The sequence below is a fragment of the Vibrio sp. vnigr-6D03 genome, assembly GCF_002835515.1.
In the GTDB taxonomy this organism is placed as follows: Bacteria; Pseudomonadota; Gammaproteobacteria; order Enterobacterales; family Vibrionaceae; genus Vibrio; species Vibrio penaeicida.
On record NZ_PIZL01000019.1, the window covers coordinates 300,427 to 318,210 of the forward strand.

Consider the following 17,784-nt stretch of genomic DNA (forward strand, 5'->3'; position numbering starts at 1 on the left):
TATCTAAACGGGTCTGAAGTAAGTCACTCTCTTAGCGGTACCTTTTTCGGGGTTTTGGTACCCCTCGCCTTCAGCAGTGACCTATGCCTCAGAAAAAATGCTTGGCTAAGCACTCTGCTGCGGCAGAAAAGGAGACGCTTATGGGCGATACCGACCGGAAAATTTTTGTACTGGATACAAATATCCTCTTGCATGAACCTTTCGCAATCTATTCCTTTCAAGAACATGATGTGGTCATTCCAATGACCGTCCTCGAAGAACTCGACCGAATCAAAGACAGTAAACGCGATGTCGCAAGGGACGCACGCGTCGCGATTCGAACAATGGAAAACTTGTTCCACGATGCCACACCAGACCAGATATCCGAAGGCATCCCTCTTTCAAAAGAAAACGCCGGAGGCACATTAGCCATTCTTGCTGATTTTGAATTACAAGAAACCGTACGTGCGTTCGCCGACAAAGCAGGCGACAACAGAATCTTAAACGGGGTGATTTACCTACAGAACAAGCGTTCACCCCGAGAAGTGGTGCTTGTCACCAAAGACATCAACATGCGATTGCGCGCCAAAGGAGCGGGAGTACGTTTTGTTGAAGATTACCGAACAGACCAATTGATTGATGATGTCCAATTCCTAACCAAAGGGTTTCACACCTATACTGGGGATTTTTGGACAAACATTGAAAAAGTGGAAAGCCGCAGCGTCGGGGGGCTTACCTATCACGACATCAGCAAAGAGTCGCTAGAACCCACCTTCATAAACCAATACATCGTTGACCAAGATACCGACTTTGCTGCCCGTGTTGACTCCATGGAGAATCAAACAGTCACACTCAAACATTTAAGCCGAGAGCGCTTAATGAACCGACAAGCTTGGGATGTCAGCCCTAAAAACATCTACCAAGGAATGGCGCTAGATGCCCTTCTCGATCCTGATATCGATTTGGTCATTTTAACCGGAGCAGCAGGCAGCGGCAAAACCATGCTCGCCATGGCTGCAGCTTTGGAAATGTCGATTGAACAAAATCAATTCGATAAGATCATTGTTACGAGGAACACACCGGACATTGGCGAATCCATCGGCTTCCTTCCGGGGACGGAAGAAGAGAAGATGATGCCGTGGCTCGCCGCTGTTACCGATACACTGGAAGCGCTGCATAAAAACGATCACTGCACCGAAGGCTCGCTCAAGTACATTTGCGATAAAGCCAATATTCAATTTAAGTCGATTAATTTTATGCGCGGTCGCTCCATCCAGAATGCCTTTGTACTTCTGGATGAGTGCCAAAACCTCACTGCCTCCCAAATCAAAACCATCATAACCCGATGTGGAGAAGGCACTAAAATTGTGTGCTCGGGCAACCTTGCCCAAATCGATTCTGCCTACTTAACGCCCGTCACTTCTGGCTTAACCTATATGGTAGAGCGATTCAAAAACTTTGAAGGAAGTGCCAACGTTCACCTCAATGGTGTAGTTAGAAGCCGTTTGGCAGAGTTTGCAGAAGAAAATCTGTAATTTCTCTTTTAACCATCGCATGAGCTAAAACTTAGTACATGCCTCTCACCTACTTGGTGAGAGGCATTTTCGTTGCAGCCGATACACATGGTTATTGCTATTGCTCTCGCTCGCTGACAAACGCTTACACTCTGATAATTAACTCAATGATACAGTTTTACTCCCTAAAGAATATTGCGAGAAAACCATGGCCAGATTGTTTCTTCGTTTAGAAAGTGCTCGTGACCACCAAATCCTTATCGAAGAGTTTGAACCTGAAGATACGTATATGGGGTATTTGAAGCTGTCTGATGTGATACGTCAGCTCCAAGCTGCCAATAGAAGTAACCCTTTCGAACGTTGGACATGGCGATTCGATTATTAGAATTAGCTTTACAGCGCACTTTTACTGCCAACTTTTTTGGGTACTTTGTAAAAACCTAATGTCTGAAATCATCATTTTTGAGACCAGTTCCACTTTTCCCTTCCAAAAAGCAAATTCCTGACTCCTCACTGAAAGAGATACAAGAATCTAGTGGTCTACTTCTTGAATCGACTAGAGAGGGAAGTCAGGATGTCATATACGATTCTAGTGGTCGAAGACGACCAAGATATGGCGAATCTAATTAGCTTGAACCTAAAAGTTCAAGGCTATAAAACCATATTAACATCGCACATCAGCGAAGGTTACCAGATAGCATGCCAAGGGTTAGCCGATGCCGTGATCTTAGACCGAAAACTGTGTGATGGCGACGGTACAGAAATGTGTAAACTGCTACGCCAACAGCACATTGGGATTCCGGTTTTGATGCTCACAGCACTCACCAGCGAACACGACATGGTAGACGGGTTAGAAGCCGGTGCTGACGACTATTTAACGAAACCATTCAGTGTGATTGAACTTCAGGCAAGGGTTCGAGCACTGTTGCGAAGAACCGAACACACTCGATGGACGGAAACCAATGACAATCAGCCGGATGTCGCCCCTCCACAAACCACGCCAGATTGGCACCTAGCCAACCAATCAACACATCAACTGGCTCCAGAGCAAATTGATACGTCAGTATCCTCTTCGTTGATTTTTGATGATCTTGTGATTTCAAAAAAACTGCATGAAGTGCGCCTAGCTGGAGAAAGCATCAATCTCACTCCTACCGAGTTTTCCCTTTTGTATTGCTTGGCGAGTAAACCTGGACGGGTCTTCACCAAAGATGAACTGCTGATTCGAGTCTGGAACACCGACTACGACGGCTATCACCATACTGTCTGCAGCACCATTAATAGGCTGCGCAACAAAATCGAAATTCCAAAGAATAACGCACGTTTTATTCGCACGGTTTGGGGTGTCGGCTACAAATTCCAGCAAGAGGTGAGACAGTGACTCGCTCTTTTAAAAGGCGCCTGTTTATTCTCTCTCTTATTTGGTCTTTAGTGAGCATCCCACTTCTGACTTATTATTTTCATATTACATGGCAAGGCAGCGAACAACACGCTCGTCAGTTTTTACATAAAAACTTAGCCAATCACATGCGCGATGATAACCCGCTAATGGAAGGCAACGATTATTCCCCCAAAGCACTAAAAAGCATCTTCCATACTTTAATGGTGTTAGGTCCGGATTTTGAAATTTATTTTTTAGACAAAAATGGGATGATAACCACCACAGCATTAGATGATGATGTTGAAATCGCAACACACGTGAGTTTAACCCCAATCCTTAGGTTCTTAGCCGGTGACACTTTCCCTATTTTAGGGGATGACCCACGCGATTTGGAGCGTCAGAAAGTGTTTTCAGTATCCGCTATCGAAAGCCCAAATGGTATAGAAGGTTATTTGTATGTCGTCATCGGTCGGCAATCGTCAGACATCGCGAGAGTTAACCGCTATATGATGCAGTACTCCCCCATTTTGATCGGTGGTATTGCACTAATTTTGCTGTTTACTGTTCTTATTTATCGGTTAATCCAGAAAGATCTGCTTGCCCCCAGCCAGCAACTCATTCGCCAAATAGAACATTCAGCAAAAGATCACTTTCGGGTCGAACCCAATTTATCTGTCCCTGTCACTGAACTGCTTCCGTTGTCACGCCAGTTTGGGTATCTACTCGATCATATTCAGTGGCAATTTTTACGGCTTAGGCAACACGAACATTCACGCCGCGAATACTTAATGCGTTTAAGCCACGACTTAAAGACACCGCTCGCGAACATACAAGGTTACCTTGAAACTTGGCTCCTTAATGGCAAACAAAACGTGGAGTTGGTTTCCACAGCACATAGCAATGCATTGAGATTACACGATCAACTTCAAGAACAATTTGATGCGGCAAAAAAAGAGTTGATAGAGCCTGAAATCCAAAATGAGATCATCGATATTGTTGAGTTCATAAATGATTTGAAAGCACGTTTTGAAATCGGGCTCGAAAAGAAGTCGCTTGATATTTTTTGTACCATTTCAGTCAACGCCCAAGTAAATGCGGATAGAAAGCTATTGGTAAGACTGATGGATAACCTTATGGAAAATGCCATTCGTCACAGCCCTGAAAAGGCAACTATTCAACTATTTGTAAAACCGCACTGCGGGGTAAACTCTCAAATTAACGTCAAAGATATCAGCATCATCATCATTAATACGGTCGACCCCGCCATTCGCGGAGGAGAGCTTGGTATGGGGTTAAAAACCGTCAATGCGATTCTGACGTTACATCAATCGAAGTTAGAAATATCCGAGCAACCGGGGCTATTTATCGCCAAATTTAAGCTTTCAGCGCAGCCCTATTCCAATGCCCCATTATTGGCAAATGCATCAAATGAGCAGAGTTGATCCATCCATTCCAACAGGCTTAAAAATCACCCCCCACTTAATTTCAAAGTGAGGGTAATTTTCACAACAGGGCGAGATCCTGCTAATGCCCTTTAAAACTCGGCGCTCGTTTTTCTAAAAAAGCACGCATACCTTCTTTTTGATCGTGAGTGGAGAATAACGAGTGAAAGACTCTACGTTCAAACAACAACCCCTCTTTCAACGAAACCTGCTCTGCTCGATCGATGGCTTCTTTACCGACAATGACAGAGGGCTTGCTGTAGCTGGCGATCACTTTAGCAACTGCAAGGGTTTCCTCAAGTAACGCTTCATCGGGCATAACTCTGGCTACGAGACCTGCTCGCTCCGCTTCAGCAGCATCCATCATTCTTCCCGTTAAAATAAGATCCATCGCCTTAGCACGGCCTACCAAACGGGGGAGCCTCTGTGTTCCACCAATACCTGGAATAACCCCTAGTTTGATTTCTGGCTGACCAAATAAGGCGGATTCAGAGGCATAAATGAGGTCGCACATCATCGCTAATTCACACCCTCCCCCTAATGCATACCCTGAAACCGCCGCTATTTTAGGAGTCCGAAGTGCACAGAATGCATCCCACCCAGAGAAGTAATCTGTACTCAACATATCGGTATAACTTTTGTCCGACATCTCAGCAATATCGGCACCTGCGGCAAAAGCACGCTCCGATCCCGTTATCACAAAACACCCAATGTCTGGATTTTGGTCATACTCCGTCAATGTCTGCGTAATCGCAGACATAACTTCGCTGTTGAGCGCATTGAGTTTGTCGGGGCGGTTGAGTCGAATTAAAACCACTCGACCTATTTGCTCAGTTTGGATAATCATAATTCTGTCCTCGTTATGAATCCCAGATGGCGCCATAGGCAGGAATGCCTCGACTCTCTAAGCCAAACACCACTTGTTGGGTTAGTTTTTGATTAGCAATGCATATCACTGCTTCCGCATCAAATTTCTTGTAGGCGGCATACGCCAGTTTCACCATATCGGGTTTGCCTTTTTCTGTGGTATCCCAAATATCGGCATCCGGTTGAACCGATAGGATTTCATCTACAAGCTCGTCACCGTATGTTTCTCTGGGTGTTCGAGTAGACCAAACCAAATGCATCGGCACTTCTTTCGCGAGTAGATGAGGCAAACATGGGCCGATTCCACTTCCGGTGGCAATGTACACAACGCGTTTAAACAGCACTTCGATATTCGCAACGCCAGCAGTTGGAATACCCTTAACCCATACGTGGCTAGGTCTGTCTTCGATGAGCTTTCCAGTCCAGTCGCCTGCACGCGATACCGTTAATCGATACCCCGACTCTCCTGGGCTTGGTACATTGGCAAAGTGGTGCCACTCCAGTAATGGGTTACGACTTATTGCCATTGATGAGCCGGCAAACGGTGTAACGCCATAATCAAATTTCAGTAGCGCTACATGATTAGAGGGTGTTTCAATTTTCACAGGAACACGGCGAAGGCGAAGCCATGGAAGTAGGATGCTAATGCTCACCGCAACCAATGCCCAAAAAGAATAGGAATCCAACAAGATGCTGCTGATATTCTGGCTCGGGTTTAAGTCGGCGGCCAATGTGAACGTTTGCCCCCAAAACAGAATCAAAACACTCCAACCACCAAAGCGATGGGTTCTTTCAAACGCATTGTGATACTTCTTGCGAATATTCGGTAATGCCATAAAAATGATCAGCATTAGCAATGCTAATATCGCATAGGTAATTCCGAGGGTTAGGGATGAAATGGAAGCCAGCTGATGCTGATAACTGAAAGCTAACGCACCTGTAAAAATAGCAAACCAAGACGTTGCTGCCATGGCGCTTCCACTGTGTAACCCTCCGTGGTGGTAGATTTTTCCTAAATGCCAACGAATCGACAAAGGCAGAGATGTGGGTGCTCTTGTTGCCAACCAAAAAAGTAAATTGATCACGTATTGCTGGCGAACCAACACGGCAACCATCAGATTCAAAACAACCATATTTGAAAGCGTTTGGAGTGCAATCCCGTCGGTTTTAAACCATTCTCCAACCGTTACGCCATAGACCAATGTAGCAATATTGGCCATGAACACGAGAATCACCAATCGATAATAATGTTCCATCGCTGGGTAAGACCAAATTCGACGAAGTAACGAACGCTGCTCTGGTAAAACAACGGCGCTTTGATCTATTGAACTCATGGTGTTTCCTCCGTAATGGCTAACTGGCTTTTCTCGTAATGTGCCATCAGAGCACGTTTATCAATTTTTCCTCGTGAGGTTTTAGGTAAGCTATCGAGCGCAATTACGGTATTGGGGACGCAGTAGTAAGGCAGATGTTTCTTTACTTGATTTTGTGCTTCAGATTCACAGACTTGAGCAGGGGTAACAAATGCGATGAGTGTTTTGCAATCCACCTTCATTGTCACAGCTTGGTGGCAGTTTTCCGTCTTTTCCAAAACCCGAGAAACCGAATCTAATTCAACACGAAAACCAAGGATTTTCACTTGATCGTCAGTACGACCTAGATGGAGGAGCTCGCCGCTTTTTGTCCACTTTCCAAGATCGCGTGTTCGAAACATTTTGTGCTTACCCCCTAGAAATGGGTCAGGTCGATATCGGTCGGCATTCAGTACCTCATTACCTATGTACCCAGCTGTAACGCATAAGCCGCCAGCCCACATTTCACCAACATCGCCAATAGCGCAGGGTTTAAGATCATCGTCCAATACGTACACGGTATTATTGGGCGTTGGCTTGCCTATCGTGAGTTCTTCACATTGATCCGAATAATGCTGTGCAGTGTTGATAATGGTGGTTTCGGTTGGACCACAAGCATTGTAAAAACGACAAAAGGATCCCCATTGGTCTGCTAAGGGTTGAGAGCAAGGTTCACCTGCGACAGCCGCAACTTGAATAGATTGGCAATGCTTAGCATCCAAACTTGCGAGAATAGATGGTGTCGCAATCACTGCATCCGCTTGGCTTACTGTGGCTTCAATATCGCGATTGCGAATCAACAATGTGGCACCGTGGCAAAGAGTGACAAAAATCTCCCAAGCGCACATATCAAAGGCAATACTCAGAATTTGTCCAACCTTCATTCCGGGCTCTATACCCAGATCTCCAGGTGATGTCATCACGATGTTCGCAACATTCTGATGCGTCACTTGCACACCATTCGGAGTACCTGTTGTGCCCGAAGTAAACAAAATAAAGCATCGTGATTCTGGCTCTACATCTGGTAATTCCAAACCTTCGCTGTCGTATAGCTCGGGTAGTAGCTCATCTAAGAAATACAGGTTTTGATGGCTGAGTTCTGGTAAATGCTGTTCTAGGTGTGAAAGGCTCAGTACTATTTTTACGTCCGCTGTTTCACAGACATGTTTAAGTACTTTTTGGGGTGCCACGCCAGCATGCTGAGGAACATAGCAGGCACCCAGTTTTAGGGTTGCCAGAATGCCAATTAGCATTGGGATTGATCGCGTGAGAAAAATACCTACGGCATCACCTTGCTTAATACCTCGCTTTTGTAGGAAAGAGGCAAGTTGGTTTGCTTTTAGATTCAGCTCTCCATATGTGATTTTTTCTTCTTCATGAATTGCTGCTATTTGATTGGGCATGAAGATCGCTTGAGCTTCAATAGCAGTGTGAAGGCAAGAGTATTCAGGAATGGCGTAAGGACCTTGTCCAAATTGCTCAAACAAAATCTGATCACTCAACGGCAATTCAGAAATCGCGCCTCGTAGAAAATGAAAGCGTCGCGTAGGTTGAAGGGAATTGTAATACTGCGAACTGTTGAGGCTATGCCCTGACTTTAATTTAGGGAGTTTCATAAACTTCTCCTTGTTATTGGTTTGCTAAAACCTAACAAGAGAAGTTCACAAATTTCTCACAAAGAGGTACTGAGTTTGTCACAAGTTTCTTAAGCAGCTTTGTGAAAAACACCTGAAACTTTTCTGACATTCATTGATAAAACGTTTTAGGGGCTACAAAAAGCACTCTCATAAAAGGAAAAATCGCGCTTACTGAAACAGTAAACGCGATGATTTTTGAAGGCTATTTCAAACAAAACCCATCTGTAGGTAGTTTGAAAATAAATAATTTGAGTATAAATAGTTAGACGATAAACAAGGTAGCAAGCCCTAAGAAGACCATAAGCCCCACAACATCCGTTACGGTCGTTAACGCCATTCCTCCAGCTAAAGCCGGATCAATATTTCTCTTTTTCAAAAAGATTGGAATGCTCACGCCGGCTATTCCCGCAACCAATAGGTTCGTCATCATGGCAGCAGAAATCACCCCACCAAGCAGCCAATCATCTTTCCAAACAACAACAATGCCACCAATAATCAATGCCCAAAGCAAGCCATTCAGAAAACCAATCGCCGCTTCTTTAAGCAATAACTCGCGTTTGTTGGTATCACCAATGTGCCCTAGCGCCAAACCACGGATCACCAGTGCAACAGTTTGATTTCCTGCGACTCCCCCCATGGAAGGAACAATGGTCATCAATACGGCTATTGCTGCCATTTCCTGTAGAGTGGCTTCAAAGAGGTTAGAAACAGAAGCTGCCGTTAATGCGGCTAACACGTTCGCACCGAGCCAAATACTCCGCTTACGAGCCGACTTAACGACAGGTGCGAAGGTATCTTCCTCATCGTCTAAACCCGCTAGGCTCATCATAGAGTGCTCGGCGTCTTCACGGATTACGTCAACAACGTCATCAATGGTAATTCGACCGACCAAATGATTGTCTTCATCAACCACTGGGGCGGAAACCCAATTTCTCCGCTCAAACAGACTCGCGACATCGCTATCACTGGCATTGACGGAAATCGCTTCGTCCGCGTCTTCCATGATTTCACTGATTTGAACATCTGGCTGCGAAGTCAGTAAGGTTGTTAGGTGCAAATACCCTGTCAACTTACTGGTTTCGTCAATCACATAGAGTGCATCTGTCGCCTCTGGGAGCTCCCCTTTAATGCGCAGATAACGCAAAACCACATCAACATCAACATCGCTTCGGATTGTGATGACGTCGGTGCTCATTAGACTGCCGGCGGTATCTTCGTCATACGCCAATGCGGTTTCGATCCGATGCCTATCCGCGGTATCCATCTGAGATAGAACTTCACGAGAAAGGTCATCAGGAAGGCTTCGAAGTACGTAGGCTACGTCATCCGTTTCAAGCCCTTCCGTTGCTTCAGCCAGCCTCTCTGGTGCCATTTTGGACACTAGGCTGTCTTTCACATCTTCAGAAAGCTCATCAAGGATTTCGCCGTAATCTTCCGGATCCGTGAGTTGCCAAAGCACATCACGGCTTTTACGAGGAGAAGCTTGCAGGAGGTGGGCGATGTCTTCCGGCTCCATATCTTGGAGCATACGGCGAACATGGACAAATCGACCGCTGTCTAACGCATCGCTTACTTCTTGTAGGGTTTGATGAGTTTGGTCAATTTCTAACTGCTCAGCCATTCTCGTCCCCTATTTTTACATTCGTTTACAATATGTTGAGTATACCCAAACTGCCTGAAGATGCTAGGTTCAGGGAGAAGGACATGACCAACAATATGTGAAACAGCCGAAAAATAGGTGAAAGAGGCGAAAAATTACTCTTCTTCGTCGAAACGATGCTCAATCAAGTCACAAACAGCGCTTAAGGCTTGTTCGGCATCTTCACCAACAGCAGAAATGGTAACGCTTTGCCCTTGAGAAGATTCCAACATAAGTAGCCCCATGACGCTTTCAGCAACCACGGTTTTTTCACCGTTACTGACACTGATGTCAGCATTAAAGCTTTGGGCGAGTTCAACGAGTTTGATGGCTGCACGGGCGTGCAAGCCGAGGCGATTTTGAATAAAAACAGTTCTACAGCATTCCATTGCCAATTTTTACTCTCTTAGTCCAATAATTATTTGTGGTGTTTTTCCAAGCTTGTATGACGAATCTGTACTTGTTGGCCTTGCTTCGTAAAATACTCACCAAGCTGTTGCGTTATATACACTGAACGATGCTTACCGCCAGTACACCCAATAGCCACGGTTAGATAACTGCGATTGTTTTTCTGCAGTAATGGTAGCCAGTGTTCGATAAAGGTTTGTATCTGCTCTTTCAGTTCTAGCACTGCATCGTGCTTCTCTAAAAAAGCTTTTATGGGCGCATCTAACCCAGTTTGCGGACGCAATTCAGGTTCCCAGTGTGGGTTAGGCAAAAAACGAACATCAAATACATAGTCCGCATCGTTAGGTAGCCCGTATTTAAATCCAAAAGATTCAAACACCATCACGAGTTCTTTACTTTCTCTACCTTCAACTCGCTGGCGTACCGTTTCACTCAAATCGTGCAGTGATTGATTACTGCTATCTAACACCAGATCGGCGTATTCTTTGAGATTTAACAATAGCCCTTTCTCTAACCGAATCGCTTGTTCAAGTGATAGCTTTTCTTTCGGTCTCATCGACAATGGATGGATTCTGCGGGTTTCGCTGTAGCGTTTTAGTAGAGTGTTTTCATCGGCATCTAAAAACAGAACATTCACATCAAGTTCGGATTTAAGTTTGGTCAACGTCGTCGTAACCAAAGCTGGATCTTGAGGAAGGTTTCGGATGTCGATACTTACGGCTACGTTTTGCTGGCCCCCCTGAATGGACTGTACAAAGTTTTCTAACAGTGAAACAGGCAAGTTATCGACACAGTAATAACCGAGATCTTCTAAAACTCGAAGCGCCACACTCTTTCCTGCCCCGGATTGACCACTGATGACAATCAAGCGTTTTTTGTCTGATGGCTGAGAAGAGTTCGTCATGACTATTGCGTTATGATGTCGTAAAGCTCTTGATCGGACTGAGCATTACGAAGAGATTTAAGGGTCGACTTATCGTTTAAGCGTTCAGCCATAGCAGATAAGGTTTTCAGGTGAGTTTTGCATTGAGCATCGGGTACCAATAATGCAAAAAGCAAATCCACTGGACGATTATCTATAGCATCGAATTCAATCGGCGCCTGACATTGCAGTAGAACGGCGACAGCTTGGTCGCTGTCCATCATACGACCATGTGGAATAGCAATACCATTGCCGATTCCAGTACTGCCCATTTTTTCTCTGTTGAGCATGCATTCGAACAGCTCTGTAGAGTTTTGCCCCGTGTGTGTGGCGGCAACTTCACTGATAATTTCCAGCGCTCGTTTTTTGCTTGTACATTGGACTGCACTTTTTGTGCAGTCCAATGCAAGTACTTCGCTTAATTGCATGTTAGTGGCTACTTAGCTTTTCTTTGTGCTTATTGAGTTGTCGAACTAATTTATCGACTAAAGAGTCAATGGCAGCATACATGCTTTCGTTTGTCGAAGTCGCATGAATGTCTCCCTGGTTGACATGAAGTGTAGCTTCTGCGATTTGATTCAACTTTTCAACACGCAGTACTACTTGAACTTGATTGATGTGATCGAAGAATCGCTCTAGCTTTTGGAACTTGGATTGAACGTAGTCTTGCATTGAATCGGTAAGATCAACGTGGTGCCCTTGGATATTGATTTGCATAGACTTTCCTTCTTACTGTTGGCCTAGAGTAGGCGTTTACGCTGACTGGATGGCGCAATGCCGAGGGACTCTCTGTATTTTGCGATCGTTCGCCTCGCAACTTGTATCCCTTGGTCAGCTAACAAAGCGGCAATCTTGCTGTCACTGAGAGGCTTAGCGATGTTTTCCGCAGCCACCAGCTTTTTAATTAATGCGCGAATTGCCGTTGACGAACACTCTCCACCGTTATCGGTACTGACGTGACTAGAAAAGAAATATTTCAGTTCAAAAATACCACGCGGAGTGTGCATATACTTTTGAGTAGTGACCCTTGAAATGGTCGATTCATGCATATCCACCGCCAGCGCTATATCGTTTAGCACCATTGGTTTCATCGCTTCCTCACCATATTCAAAGAAATCATGCTGATGCTCAACAATGCAACGTGCAACTTTGAGCAATGTCTCGTTTCTACTTTCTAAGCTCTTAATCAGCCATTTTGCTTCTTGTAAGTTGGTTTTTATGAACTGACTGTCTGAACTGTTTCCCTTACCTAACGCAGCGTATTGCTGGTTCACTTTAAGCTTTGGAACGCTGTCTGGATTAATGGACACTCGCCATTGACCATGTTCTTTAAATACAGAAACATCGGGAATAACGTATTCCGTTTCATCCGGTGTCACACTACTGCCAGGACGAGGGTCCAACTGTTGAATCAATGACAGTACATCGCGTAAGTCGGATTCTTTTAGCTTCGTTTCTTTGATGATTAACTTGTAATCACGATTGCCCAAATGGTCGATGTGATTTTCAAGTAATGATTTAGCCTGAGATAACCAAGGCGTATCTTCTGGAAACGTCGCCAGTTGCAATAAAAGGCACTCTTGCAGATTTCGGGATGCAACGCCAAGTGGATCAAACTGCTGGATGCGTTTGAGAACCGCTTCTACCTCATCCAATTCGACTTCTTCGTTCCCCATACTCTCCAAGATATCTTGGGTATCGATGGTGAGGTAACCATGATTATCAACCGCATCGATGATCGCCATTGCAATGGTTCTATCTGTGTCGGTGAATGGGGTCAGGTCGAGTTGCCAAGTCAGGTAGTCTTGAAGGCTTTGGGTGGTCTCACCCTGATAGACAGGTAGGTCATCGTCTAATGCAATACCTGTGTTACCAGTATTTGCGCTGTAAACGTCTTCCCATGTTGTGTCGATTTCTAGGTCGTTGCTGATTTCGGACTTTTCAATCAAATCCGAACTGTCACTTAATTCTGGTTCTACAGTAATTTCTTCGTTGGACTCTTTCTCATTAGCGCTAGCTTCTTTGGCGGCTTCTTCATTGGAGGGGCTTTCTTCACTACCTTCATCCACGTCTAAAAGTGGGTTTGACTCCAAGGCTTCTTGAATCTCCTGCTGCAAGTCCAACGTTGACAGTTGCAACAAACGAATCGCTTGTTGTAACTGAGGCGTCATCGCCAGTTGCTGACCTAGCTTTAATTGTAATGAGGGTTTCATGTAGTCCTTTTCTTATCTTTCTAATTCGGGAAGGATGTGCCAATTGGTATCCTCTATTTAATCATAGACGGAATTGCTCACCCAGATAAACCCGTTTTACCTGTTCATTATTGAGAACCTGTTCCGGTGTTCCTTCCGCGATCAAATGCCCTTGGCTCACAATATACGCACGCTCACACACATCAAGGGTTTCACGAACATTGTGATCGGTAATCAATACACCCAATCCTCTGTCTCGCAGGTGCTCAATGATCTTTTTGATATCAATGACTGAAATGGGGTCTACCCCTGCAAACGGTTCATCCAGCAAAATAAATTTCGGATTTGCTGCCAACGCTCGGGCAATCTCTACTCGGCGTCTTTCACCACCAGAAAGTGCCATACCATTACTTTTACGGATATGCTGAATATGGAATTCATCCAACAAATCTTCAAGCCTGTCTTGGCGCTGCTCACGCGAGAGTTCCTTACGAGTTTCCAGCACGGCCATAATATTGTCTTCCACCGACAATTTTCGGAAGATAGACGCTTCTTGAGGCAAGTACCCAATACCAAGTCTTGAACGCGAGTGCATAGGCAATATACTGATATCTTGATCATCAATAGAGATACGGCCTTCATCACGACCAACCAATCCAACGATCATGTAAAACGATGTCGTTTTACCCGCACCATTTGGCCCCAATAACCCTACTATTTGACCCGATTTTACCTCTAAACTGACATCAGTAACTACTTTTCGTTTTTTATAGCTCTTCGCCAGATTTTCCGCTTTTAAGATTGCCATCTAAATTATTGTTTCTTCGTCTGAGTGGGTTGTAGGACAGTCGATACACGTTCGCCTTTTTTGCTATCGGCAATCAATTTTTGAGGCGTAATCAAGTACTTAATAAGTGGACCTTTAATCACACTATCATCTTGAGACAACACAGCATTCTCAGTCATCGTCAGCAAGTCTTTGCGAACTTGATAGAGCAAAATATTGGCTTCACCATGTAACGTTTTGCCATCATCTGTAAGCTGAGTAAAGACTGCCGTCTTACCAAACGCCTCTATTTGCTCGATACTCTCATCTTCGGAATTTCGAATCACGATCACTTTGTCTGCTGTGATATTGATGCTGCCTTGCTTCAGAACTACATCACCCACAAAAGTCACTTTGTTGCTGATCATATCCAGCGCTTGGCTGTCAGAGTTTATATAGATAGGCTGCTCTGAATCTGTGCTTAAAGCCCAGACAGGAGCAGATAAAACTAAGCAAGAAATTAAGCTAAGGAGTCTTCGTCTCATATTTACTTTGCACTTGTTTTAACAGGGTTGCGGTGTTGTCGCCAAAATTGCCCACCATCGCATTCCCATTTGAAATAAATGTCGGACCAACAAGCGCTACAGGCTCGTCGGTATTAAAATCTTTACTGATCAACTCAATGATGAGCTTTTCTGTCGTCATAGAATCAAATCCCGCCTCTGGGTTGAGATTCTTTGCGAGCACGTTACCCGTCAAGGTAAGTACATTATCATCATCCAAAACACCTTTGTCGGCAGTCACTCGCCACTCTTTTGTATGACCTTCGCGAAATACACTCAGCTCCAGCTTCTCAAAAATGGTATCACCGCTTTTTGCAAAGTGATCCAAATAGCTAGAGCGGATATCAAAATTTCTTACACCACCTTCGGTGTAACTGGTGTTAAGCAAGTCTTTGCCAGAAAATGCAGGGAGCTCAATATCTGGCTTCACCTGAAGTATTTCCGGTTCACTTTTACCGTATAGATAATACACACACCAGCAAGATATAAAAATAAGAACAAGGTATATAGGACGAGGAAGCGTCATATACTCAAACCTTTGTGACTATCCAACTCACCACGCGCTTCCAATACAAGGTCGCATACTTCACGCACAGCACCATGACCACCTTTAATGTGCGTCACGTAATTGGCTCTTTTCACCAACAATGGATGACCATCTGCCACACACACTTTTAACCCAACTTTTTCCATCACTGGCCAGTCAATCAAATCATCGCCGATGTACCCTGTGTGTTCTGGCGCAATATTCAGTTTTTCACAAATATCTGCATAAGCTTTTAACTTGTCATCCTGTCCTTGATAGATCAAGGATATGCCCAAGGCGGTCATCCGGTTCTCGACTATCTTAGACTGCCTACCTGTAATAATCGCAATTTCAAGACCTGCACTCATTAAAGCCTTAATACCGTAACCGTCTCTTGTGTGAAACGTTTTCAGTTCTTCTCCCTGATTCCCCATATACACCAGACCATCAGAAAATACGCCATCCACATCGCAAATCAGTAATTTTAGGTTCTTTGCTATGTTAAATACGTCGCGGTTAACATCGCCATAAATCGTTGAAATCATCTGACTCACTACATAACTCCGGCTTTCAAAAGATGATGGATATTGAGGGCACCAACAAGCGTATTATTCTCAGACAACAATAAACTGGTTATGCTCCGTGCTTGCATCATATTCACCGCTTCTACCGCTAACATGTCCGGTGAAGCCATCATAGGGTTCTCTGTCATAACAGAACCTATAGATGCGGTATGAATATCGACTTTTTTATCAAGAAGACGACGCAGATCACCGTCTGTAAAGATACCAAGGACTTGATCGCTTGAATCCACAACCGCCGTCATTCCCAAACCTTTTTGAGATATCTCTAATAACGCATCTTTTACTGACGCTTCTGGTGATACCTTGGGAAGCGCATCGCCAATTTGCATGATATCAGCGAGCTTCAAGAGAAGTTTACGCCCCAATGCACCGCCAGGATGAGAAAGCGCAAAGTCGTCTGCGGTGAAACCTCTCGCTTGGAGGAGTGACACCGCCAGTGCATCCCCCATCACTAGTGTTGCTGTCGTACTTGTCGTAGGAGCAAGCCCTAAACTGCAAGCTTCCTCGGGCACATGAATGCACAAGTGGACGTCGGCCTGTGTTGCCATATTGGAAGACGGCTTACCCGTCATTCCGATAATACCGATACCTCTGCGCTTTAAAACGGGGTAAAGCGCTAAGATTTCTGAGGACTCACCAGAGTTCGAGATGGCCAGCACGATGTCGCCATTTTCCACCATGCCTAAGTCGCCATGACTCGCCTCTCCAGGATGAACAAAAAAAGCAGAAGTACCAGTACTTGCCAACGTCGCGGCTATCTTTTTACCAATATGACCGGACTTACCCATGCCCATGACCACAATTTTGCCTTTAGCCTCGAGGATTGCCTCACAAGCCTGGACAAAAGAAGCATCAAAATACTGCTCAAGCTGAGACAGCCCTTGGATTTCAATTTCCAAGACTTTTCTCGCGGCACTACAGAAATCGAATGTTTTCGACATGGATAGGCTCCTGAAGAAGAAATAGACTAAGCAGCTACATTATAAAAAAGATAACCTTGGTAGACCGCAAAAATGGTGAACAGAATGCCACCTTCAATGCGGTTGACGCTTCGTGATTTGCCCAGTGTCATTACGACGAGTAATAACGAAACAGCAAGCATGACCCAAAAGTCACGTCCCATTGCATGCTCATTAAGAATAGATGGGTTTAAGATTCCCGGAATACCCATTACGGCAAGAATATTGAAAACATTTGAGCCAATGATATTCCCGACAGCCATGTCATCTTCACCCTTCATTACACCAGCTAAAGAAGCGGCCAATTCAGGCAAACTGGTACCAATCGCAATAATGGTTAACCCAATGACTAAATCACTCATGCCAAAGTATTTTGCAATGATTACAGCGTTATCCACCAAGATATCCGCTGATAGTGGCAGCAGAATAAGACCGATAACCGCCCACATCACCGCTTTAGAATTTGGCATACCCTCGGGAATTTCAGATTCTTGATCTTCAACGAATGCATCGCCATTTTGTTTTTCTTTTTGGCTAATTCGCAGCATCGCAAGAATGAACGCAGCAAAAAGAACAAACAACAAAATACCTTCGTAGAAACCAAGGAAATTGTCGAACATCAATGCGCCCGCCACGACGGTGACGACGATCATAAGAGGAAGTTCGCGTCGAACCACGACAGAACTGATAGATAAAGGCTTAATAAGAGCGGTAATACCCAAAATAAGGGCTATATTGGCGATGTTTGAACCTAAGACATTTCCTACCGCTGTGTCTGTCTTTCCATCTAAAGCAGCGGTAGCAGAAACCATCATCTCTGGTGCAGAGGAACCCATTGCTAAAATGGTCATACCGATTACCAATGGTGAGATACCAAAATTTCGGGCAAGAGCCGCAGCTCCTAAGACCAATTTATCTGCGCTCCAGACGAGCAAAGTTAAGCCTACGACAAGCAACGCAACGGCTTCAAGCATGATGTTCCCTTTAAATTAACTGAGTAGAAAGACAAGTAGCCGCTAATTTTGACGGTTCGTGACCCAAAATGGAAGCCAT

19 protein-coding genes are annotated in these 17,784 nt (G+C 44.7%); 4 read left to right on the forward strand and 15 right to left on the reverse strand.

Features of this window, described 5'->3' with window-relative positions:
- Window positions 1–140: 140 nt before the first annotated feature.
- The 4 genes from CW749_RS16455 to CW749_RS16465 all read left to right on the forward strand — a co-directional run bounded on the left by CW749_RS16455 (window position 141) and on the right by CW749_RS16465 (window position 4,316).
- Entirely contained in the window at window positions 141–1,514 is a 1,374-nt protein-coding gene (locus tag CW749_RS16455; RefSeq protein ID WP_101113354.1) for a PhoH family protein, read from the forward strand.
- A 187-nt stretch (window positions 1,515–1,701) separates the two neighbouring features.
- Window positions 1,702–1,878 (forward strand): hypothetical protein, encoded by a 177-nt coding sequence (locus CW749_RS28230; protein WP_180958430.1) that lies wholly within the window; start codon window positions 1,702–1,704, stop codon window positions 1,876–1,878.
- 189 nt (window positions 1,879–2,067) lie between these two features.
- Complete coding sequence (locus CW749_RS16460) at window positions 2,068–2,874, forward strand: response regulator transcription factor (RefSeq protein WP_101113355.1); 807 nt, start codon at window positions 2,068–2,070, stop codon at window positions 2,872–2,874.
- Window positions 2,871–4,316, forward strand: a complete 1,446-nt coding sequence (locus CW749_RS16465; protein ID WP_101113356.1) for a HAMP domain-containing sensor histidine kinase — start codon at window positions 2,871–2,873, stop codon at window positions 4,314–4,316. The genes CW749_RS16460 and CW749_RS16465 overlap by 4 nt, the downstream gene beginning before the upstream one ends.
- An 82-nt stretch (window positions 4,317–4,398) precedes the next feature.
- On the opposite strand, the gene CW749_RS16470 is transcribed toward CW749_RS16465, so the two are convergent.
- From CW749_RS16470 to CW749_RS16540, 15 genes are all read right to left on the reverse strand, one after another.
- Window positions 4,399–5,163: an enoyl-CoA hydratase gene (locus tag CW749_RS16470; protein WP_101113357.1), complete on the reverse strand. Its 765-nt coding sequence runs from the start codon at window positions 5,161–5,163 to the stop codon at window positions 4,399–4,401.
- 13 nt (window positions 5,164–5,176) lie between these two features.
- The gene (locus CW749_RS16475; protein ID WP_101113358.1) at window positions 5,177–6,517 is read right to left on the reverse strand and encodes a hypothetical protein; all 1,341 of its coding nucleotides are present in this window, start codon (window positions 6,515–6,517) and stop codon (window positions 5,177–5,179) included.
- A complete protein-coding gene (locus CW749_RS16480; protein ID WP_101113359.1) occupies window positions 6,514–8,151 on the reverse strand; it encodes an AMP-binding protein in 1,638 nt (545 codons plus the stop codon). The genes CW749_RS16475 and CW749_RS16480 overlap by 4 nt, the downstream gene beginning before the upstream one ends.
- A 283-nt stretch (window positions 8,152–8,434) precedes the next feature.
- Window positions 8,435–9,793 carry a magnesium transporter gene (gene mgtE / locus CW749_RS16485; RefSeq protein ID WP_101113360.1) on the reverse strand — a complete coding sequence of 453 codons (1,359 nt, stop codon included), beginning with the start codon at window positions 9,791–9,793 and terminating at the stop codon, window positions 8,435–8,437.
- 134 nt (window positions 9,794–9,927) lie between these two features.
- On the reverse strand, window positions 9,928–10,200 hold the full coding sequence (locus CW749_RS16490; RefSeq protein ID WP_101113361.1) for an HPr family phosphocarrier protein: 273 nt from the start codon (window positions 10,198–10,200) through the stop codon (window positions 9,928–9,930).
- 29 nt (window positions 10,201–10,229) lie between these two features.
- Complete coding sequence (rapZ, locus tag CW749_RS16495; protein ID WP_101113362.1) at window positions 10,230–11,123, reverse strand: RNase adapter RapZ; 894 nt, start codon at window positions 11,121–11,123, stop codon at window positions 10,230–10,232.
- Window positions 11,124–11,125: 2 nt separating this feature from the next.
- Window positions 11,126–11,569 (reverse strand): PTS IIA-like nitrogen regulatory protein PtsN, encoded by a 444-nt coding sequence (ptsN, locus tag CW749_RS16500; RefSeq protein WP_101113363.1) that lies wholly within the window; start codon window positions 11,567–11,569, stop codon window positions 11,126–11,128.
- 1 nt (window position 11,570) lies between these two features.
- Entirely contained in the window at window positions 11,571–11,858 is a 288-nt protein-coding gene (gene hpf, locus CW749_RS16505) for a ribosome hibernation promoting factor (protein ID WP_101113364.1), read from the reverse strand.
- Between the two features lie 23 nt (window positions 11,859–11,881).
- A complete protein-coding gene (locus tag CW749_RS16510) occupies window positions 11,882–13,354 on the reverse strand; it encodes an RNA polymerase factor sigma-54 (protein WP_101113365.1) in 1,473 nt (490 codons plus the stop codon).
- 61 nt (window positions 13,355–13,415) lie between these two features.
- The gene (gene lptB / locus CW749_RS16515; RefSeq protein ID WP_101113366.1) at window positions 13,416–14,141 is read right to left on the reverse strand and encodes an LPS export ABC transporter ATP-binding protein; all 726 of its coding nucleotides are present in this window, start codon (window positions 14,139–14,141) and stop codon (window positions 13,416–13,418) included.
- Between the two features lie 5 nt (window positions 14,142–14,146).
- On the reverse strand, window positions 14,147–14,644 hold the full coding sequence (gene lptA, locus CW749_RS16520) for a lipopolysaccharide transport periplasmic protein LptA (RefSeq protein WP_101113367.1): 498 nt from the start codon (window positions 14,642–14,644) through the stop codon (window positions 14,147–14,149).
- Window positions 14,625–15,188: an LPS export ABC transporter periplasmic protein LptC gene (lptC, locus tag CW749_RS16525; RefSeq protein ID WP_101113368.1), complete on the reverse strand. Its 564-nt coding sequence runs from the start codon at window positions 15,186–15,188 to the stop codon at window positions 14,625–14,627. Before lptC ends, lptA begins: the two co-directional genes overlap by 20 nt.
- Window positions 15,185–15,742, reverse strand: a complete 558-nt coding sequence (kdsC, locus tag CW749_RS16530; protein WP_180958431.1) for a 3-deoxy-manno-octulosonate-8-phosphatase KdsC — start codon at window positions 15,740–15,742, stop codon at window positions 15,185–15,187. Before kdsC ends, lptC begins: the two co-directional genes overlap by 4 nt.
- The gene (kdsD, locus tag CW749_RS16535) at window positions 15,742–16,713 is read right to left on the reverse strand and encodes an arabinose-5-phosphate isomerase KdsD (RefSeq protein ID WP_101113370.1); all 972 of its coding nucleotides are present in this window, start codon (window positions 16,711–16,713) and stop codon (window positions 15,742–15,744) included. The genes kdsC and kdsD overlap by 1 nt, the downstream gene beginning before the upstream one ends.
- Before the next feature lie 26 nt (window positions 16,714–16,739).
- Window positions 16,740–17,705 (reverse strand): calcium/sodium antiporter, encoded by a 966-nt coding sequence (locus CW749_RS16540; RefSeq protein ID WP_101113371.1) that lies wholly within the window; start codon window positions 17,703–17,705, stop codon window positions 16,740–16,742.
- Window positions 17,706–17,784: the final 79 nt, after the last annotated feature.

Bases quoted from the DNA above. Each gene is read 5' to 3' on its own strand.
- lptA (WP_101113367.1), bottom strand. From the start codon at position 14,644: ATGAGACGAAGACTCCTTAGCTTAATTTCTTGCTTAGTTTTATCTGCT.
- mgtE (WP_101113360.1), bottom strand. From the start codon at position 9,793: ATGGCTGAGCAGTTAGAAATTGACCAAACTCATCAAACCCTACAAGAA.
- hpf (WP_101113364.1), bottom strand. From the start codon at position 11,858: ATGCAAATCAATATCCAAGGGCACCACGTTGATCTTACCGATTCAATG.
- CW749_RS16470 (WP_101113357.1), bottom strand. From the start codon at position 5,163: ATGATTATCCAAACTGAGCAAATAGGTCGAGTGGTTTTAATTCGACTC.
- CW749_RS28230 (WP_180958430.1), top strand. From the start codon at position 1,702: ATGGCCAGATTGTTTCTTCGTTTAGAAAGTGCTCGTGACCACCAAATC.
- CW749_RS16490 (WP_101113361.1), bottom strand. From the start codon at position 10,200: ATGGAATGCTGTAGAACTGTTTTTATTCAAAATCGCCTCGGCTTGCAC.
- kdsD (WP_101113370.1), bottom strand. From the start codon at position 16,713: ATGTCGAAAACATTCGATTTCTGTAGTGCCGCGAGAAAAGTCTTGGAA.
- CW749_RS16460 (WP_101113355.1), top strand. From the start codon at position 2,068: ATGTCATATACGATTCTAGTGGTCGAAGACGACCAAGATATGGCGAAT.
- lptC (WP_101113368.1), bottom strand. From the start codon at position 15,188: ATGACGCTTCCTCGTCCTATATACCTTGTTCTTATTTTTATATCTTGC.
- CW749_RS16480 (WP_101113359.1), bottom strand. From the start codon at position 8,151: ATGAAACTCCCTAAATTAAAGTCAGGGCATAGCCTCAACAGTTCGCAG.
- CW749_RS16455 (WP_101113354.1), top strand. From the start codon at position 141: ATGGGCGATACCGACCGGAAAATTTTTGTACTGGATACAAATATCCTC.
- rapZ (WP_101113362.1), bottom strand. From the start codon at position 11,123: ATGACGAACTCTTCTCAGCCATCAGACAAAAAACGCTTGATTGTCATC.
- ptsN (WP_101113363.1), bottom strand. From the start codon at position 11,569: ATGCAATTAAGCGAAGTACTTGCATTGGACTGCACAAAAAGTGCAGTC.
- CW749_RS16510 (WP_101113365.1), bottom strand. From the start codon at position 13,354: ATGAAACCCTCATTACAATTAAAGCTAGGTCAGCAACTGGCGATGACG.
- CW749_RS16540 (WP_101113371.1), bottom strand. From the start codon at position 17,705: ATGCTTGAAGCCGTTGCGTTGCTTGTCGTAGGCTTAACTTTGCTCGTC.
- CW749_RS16475 (WP_101113358.1), bottom strand. From the start codon at position 6,517: ATGAGTTCAATAGATCAAAGCGCCGTTGTTTTACCAGAGCAGCGTTCG.
- lptB (WP_101113366.1), bottom strand. From the start codon at position 14,141: ATGGCAATCTTAAAAGCGGAAAATCTGGCGAAGAGCTATAAAAAACGA.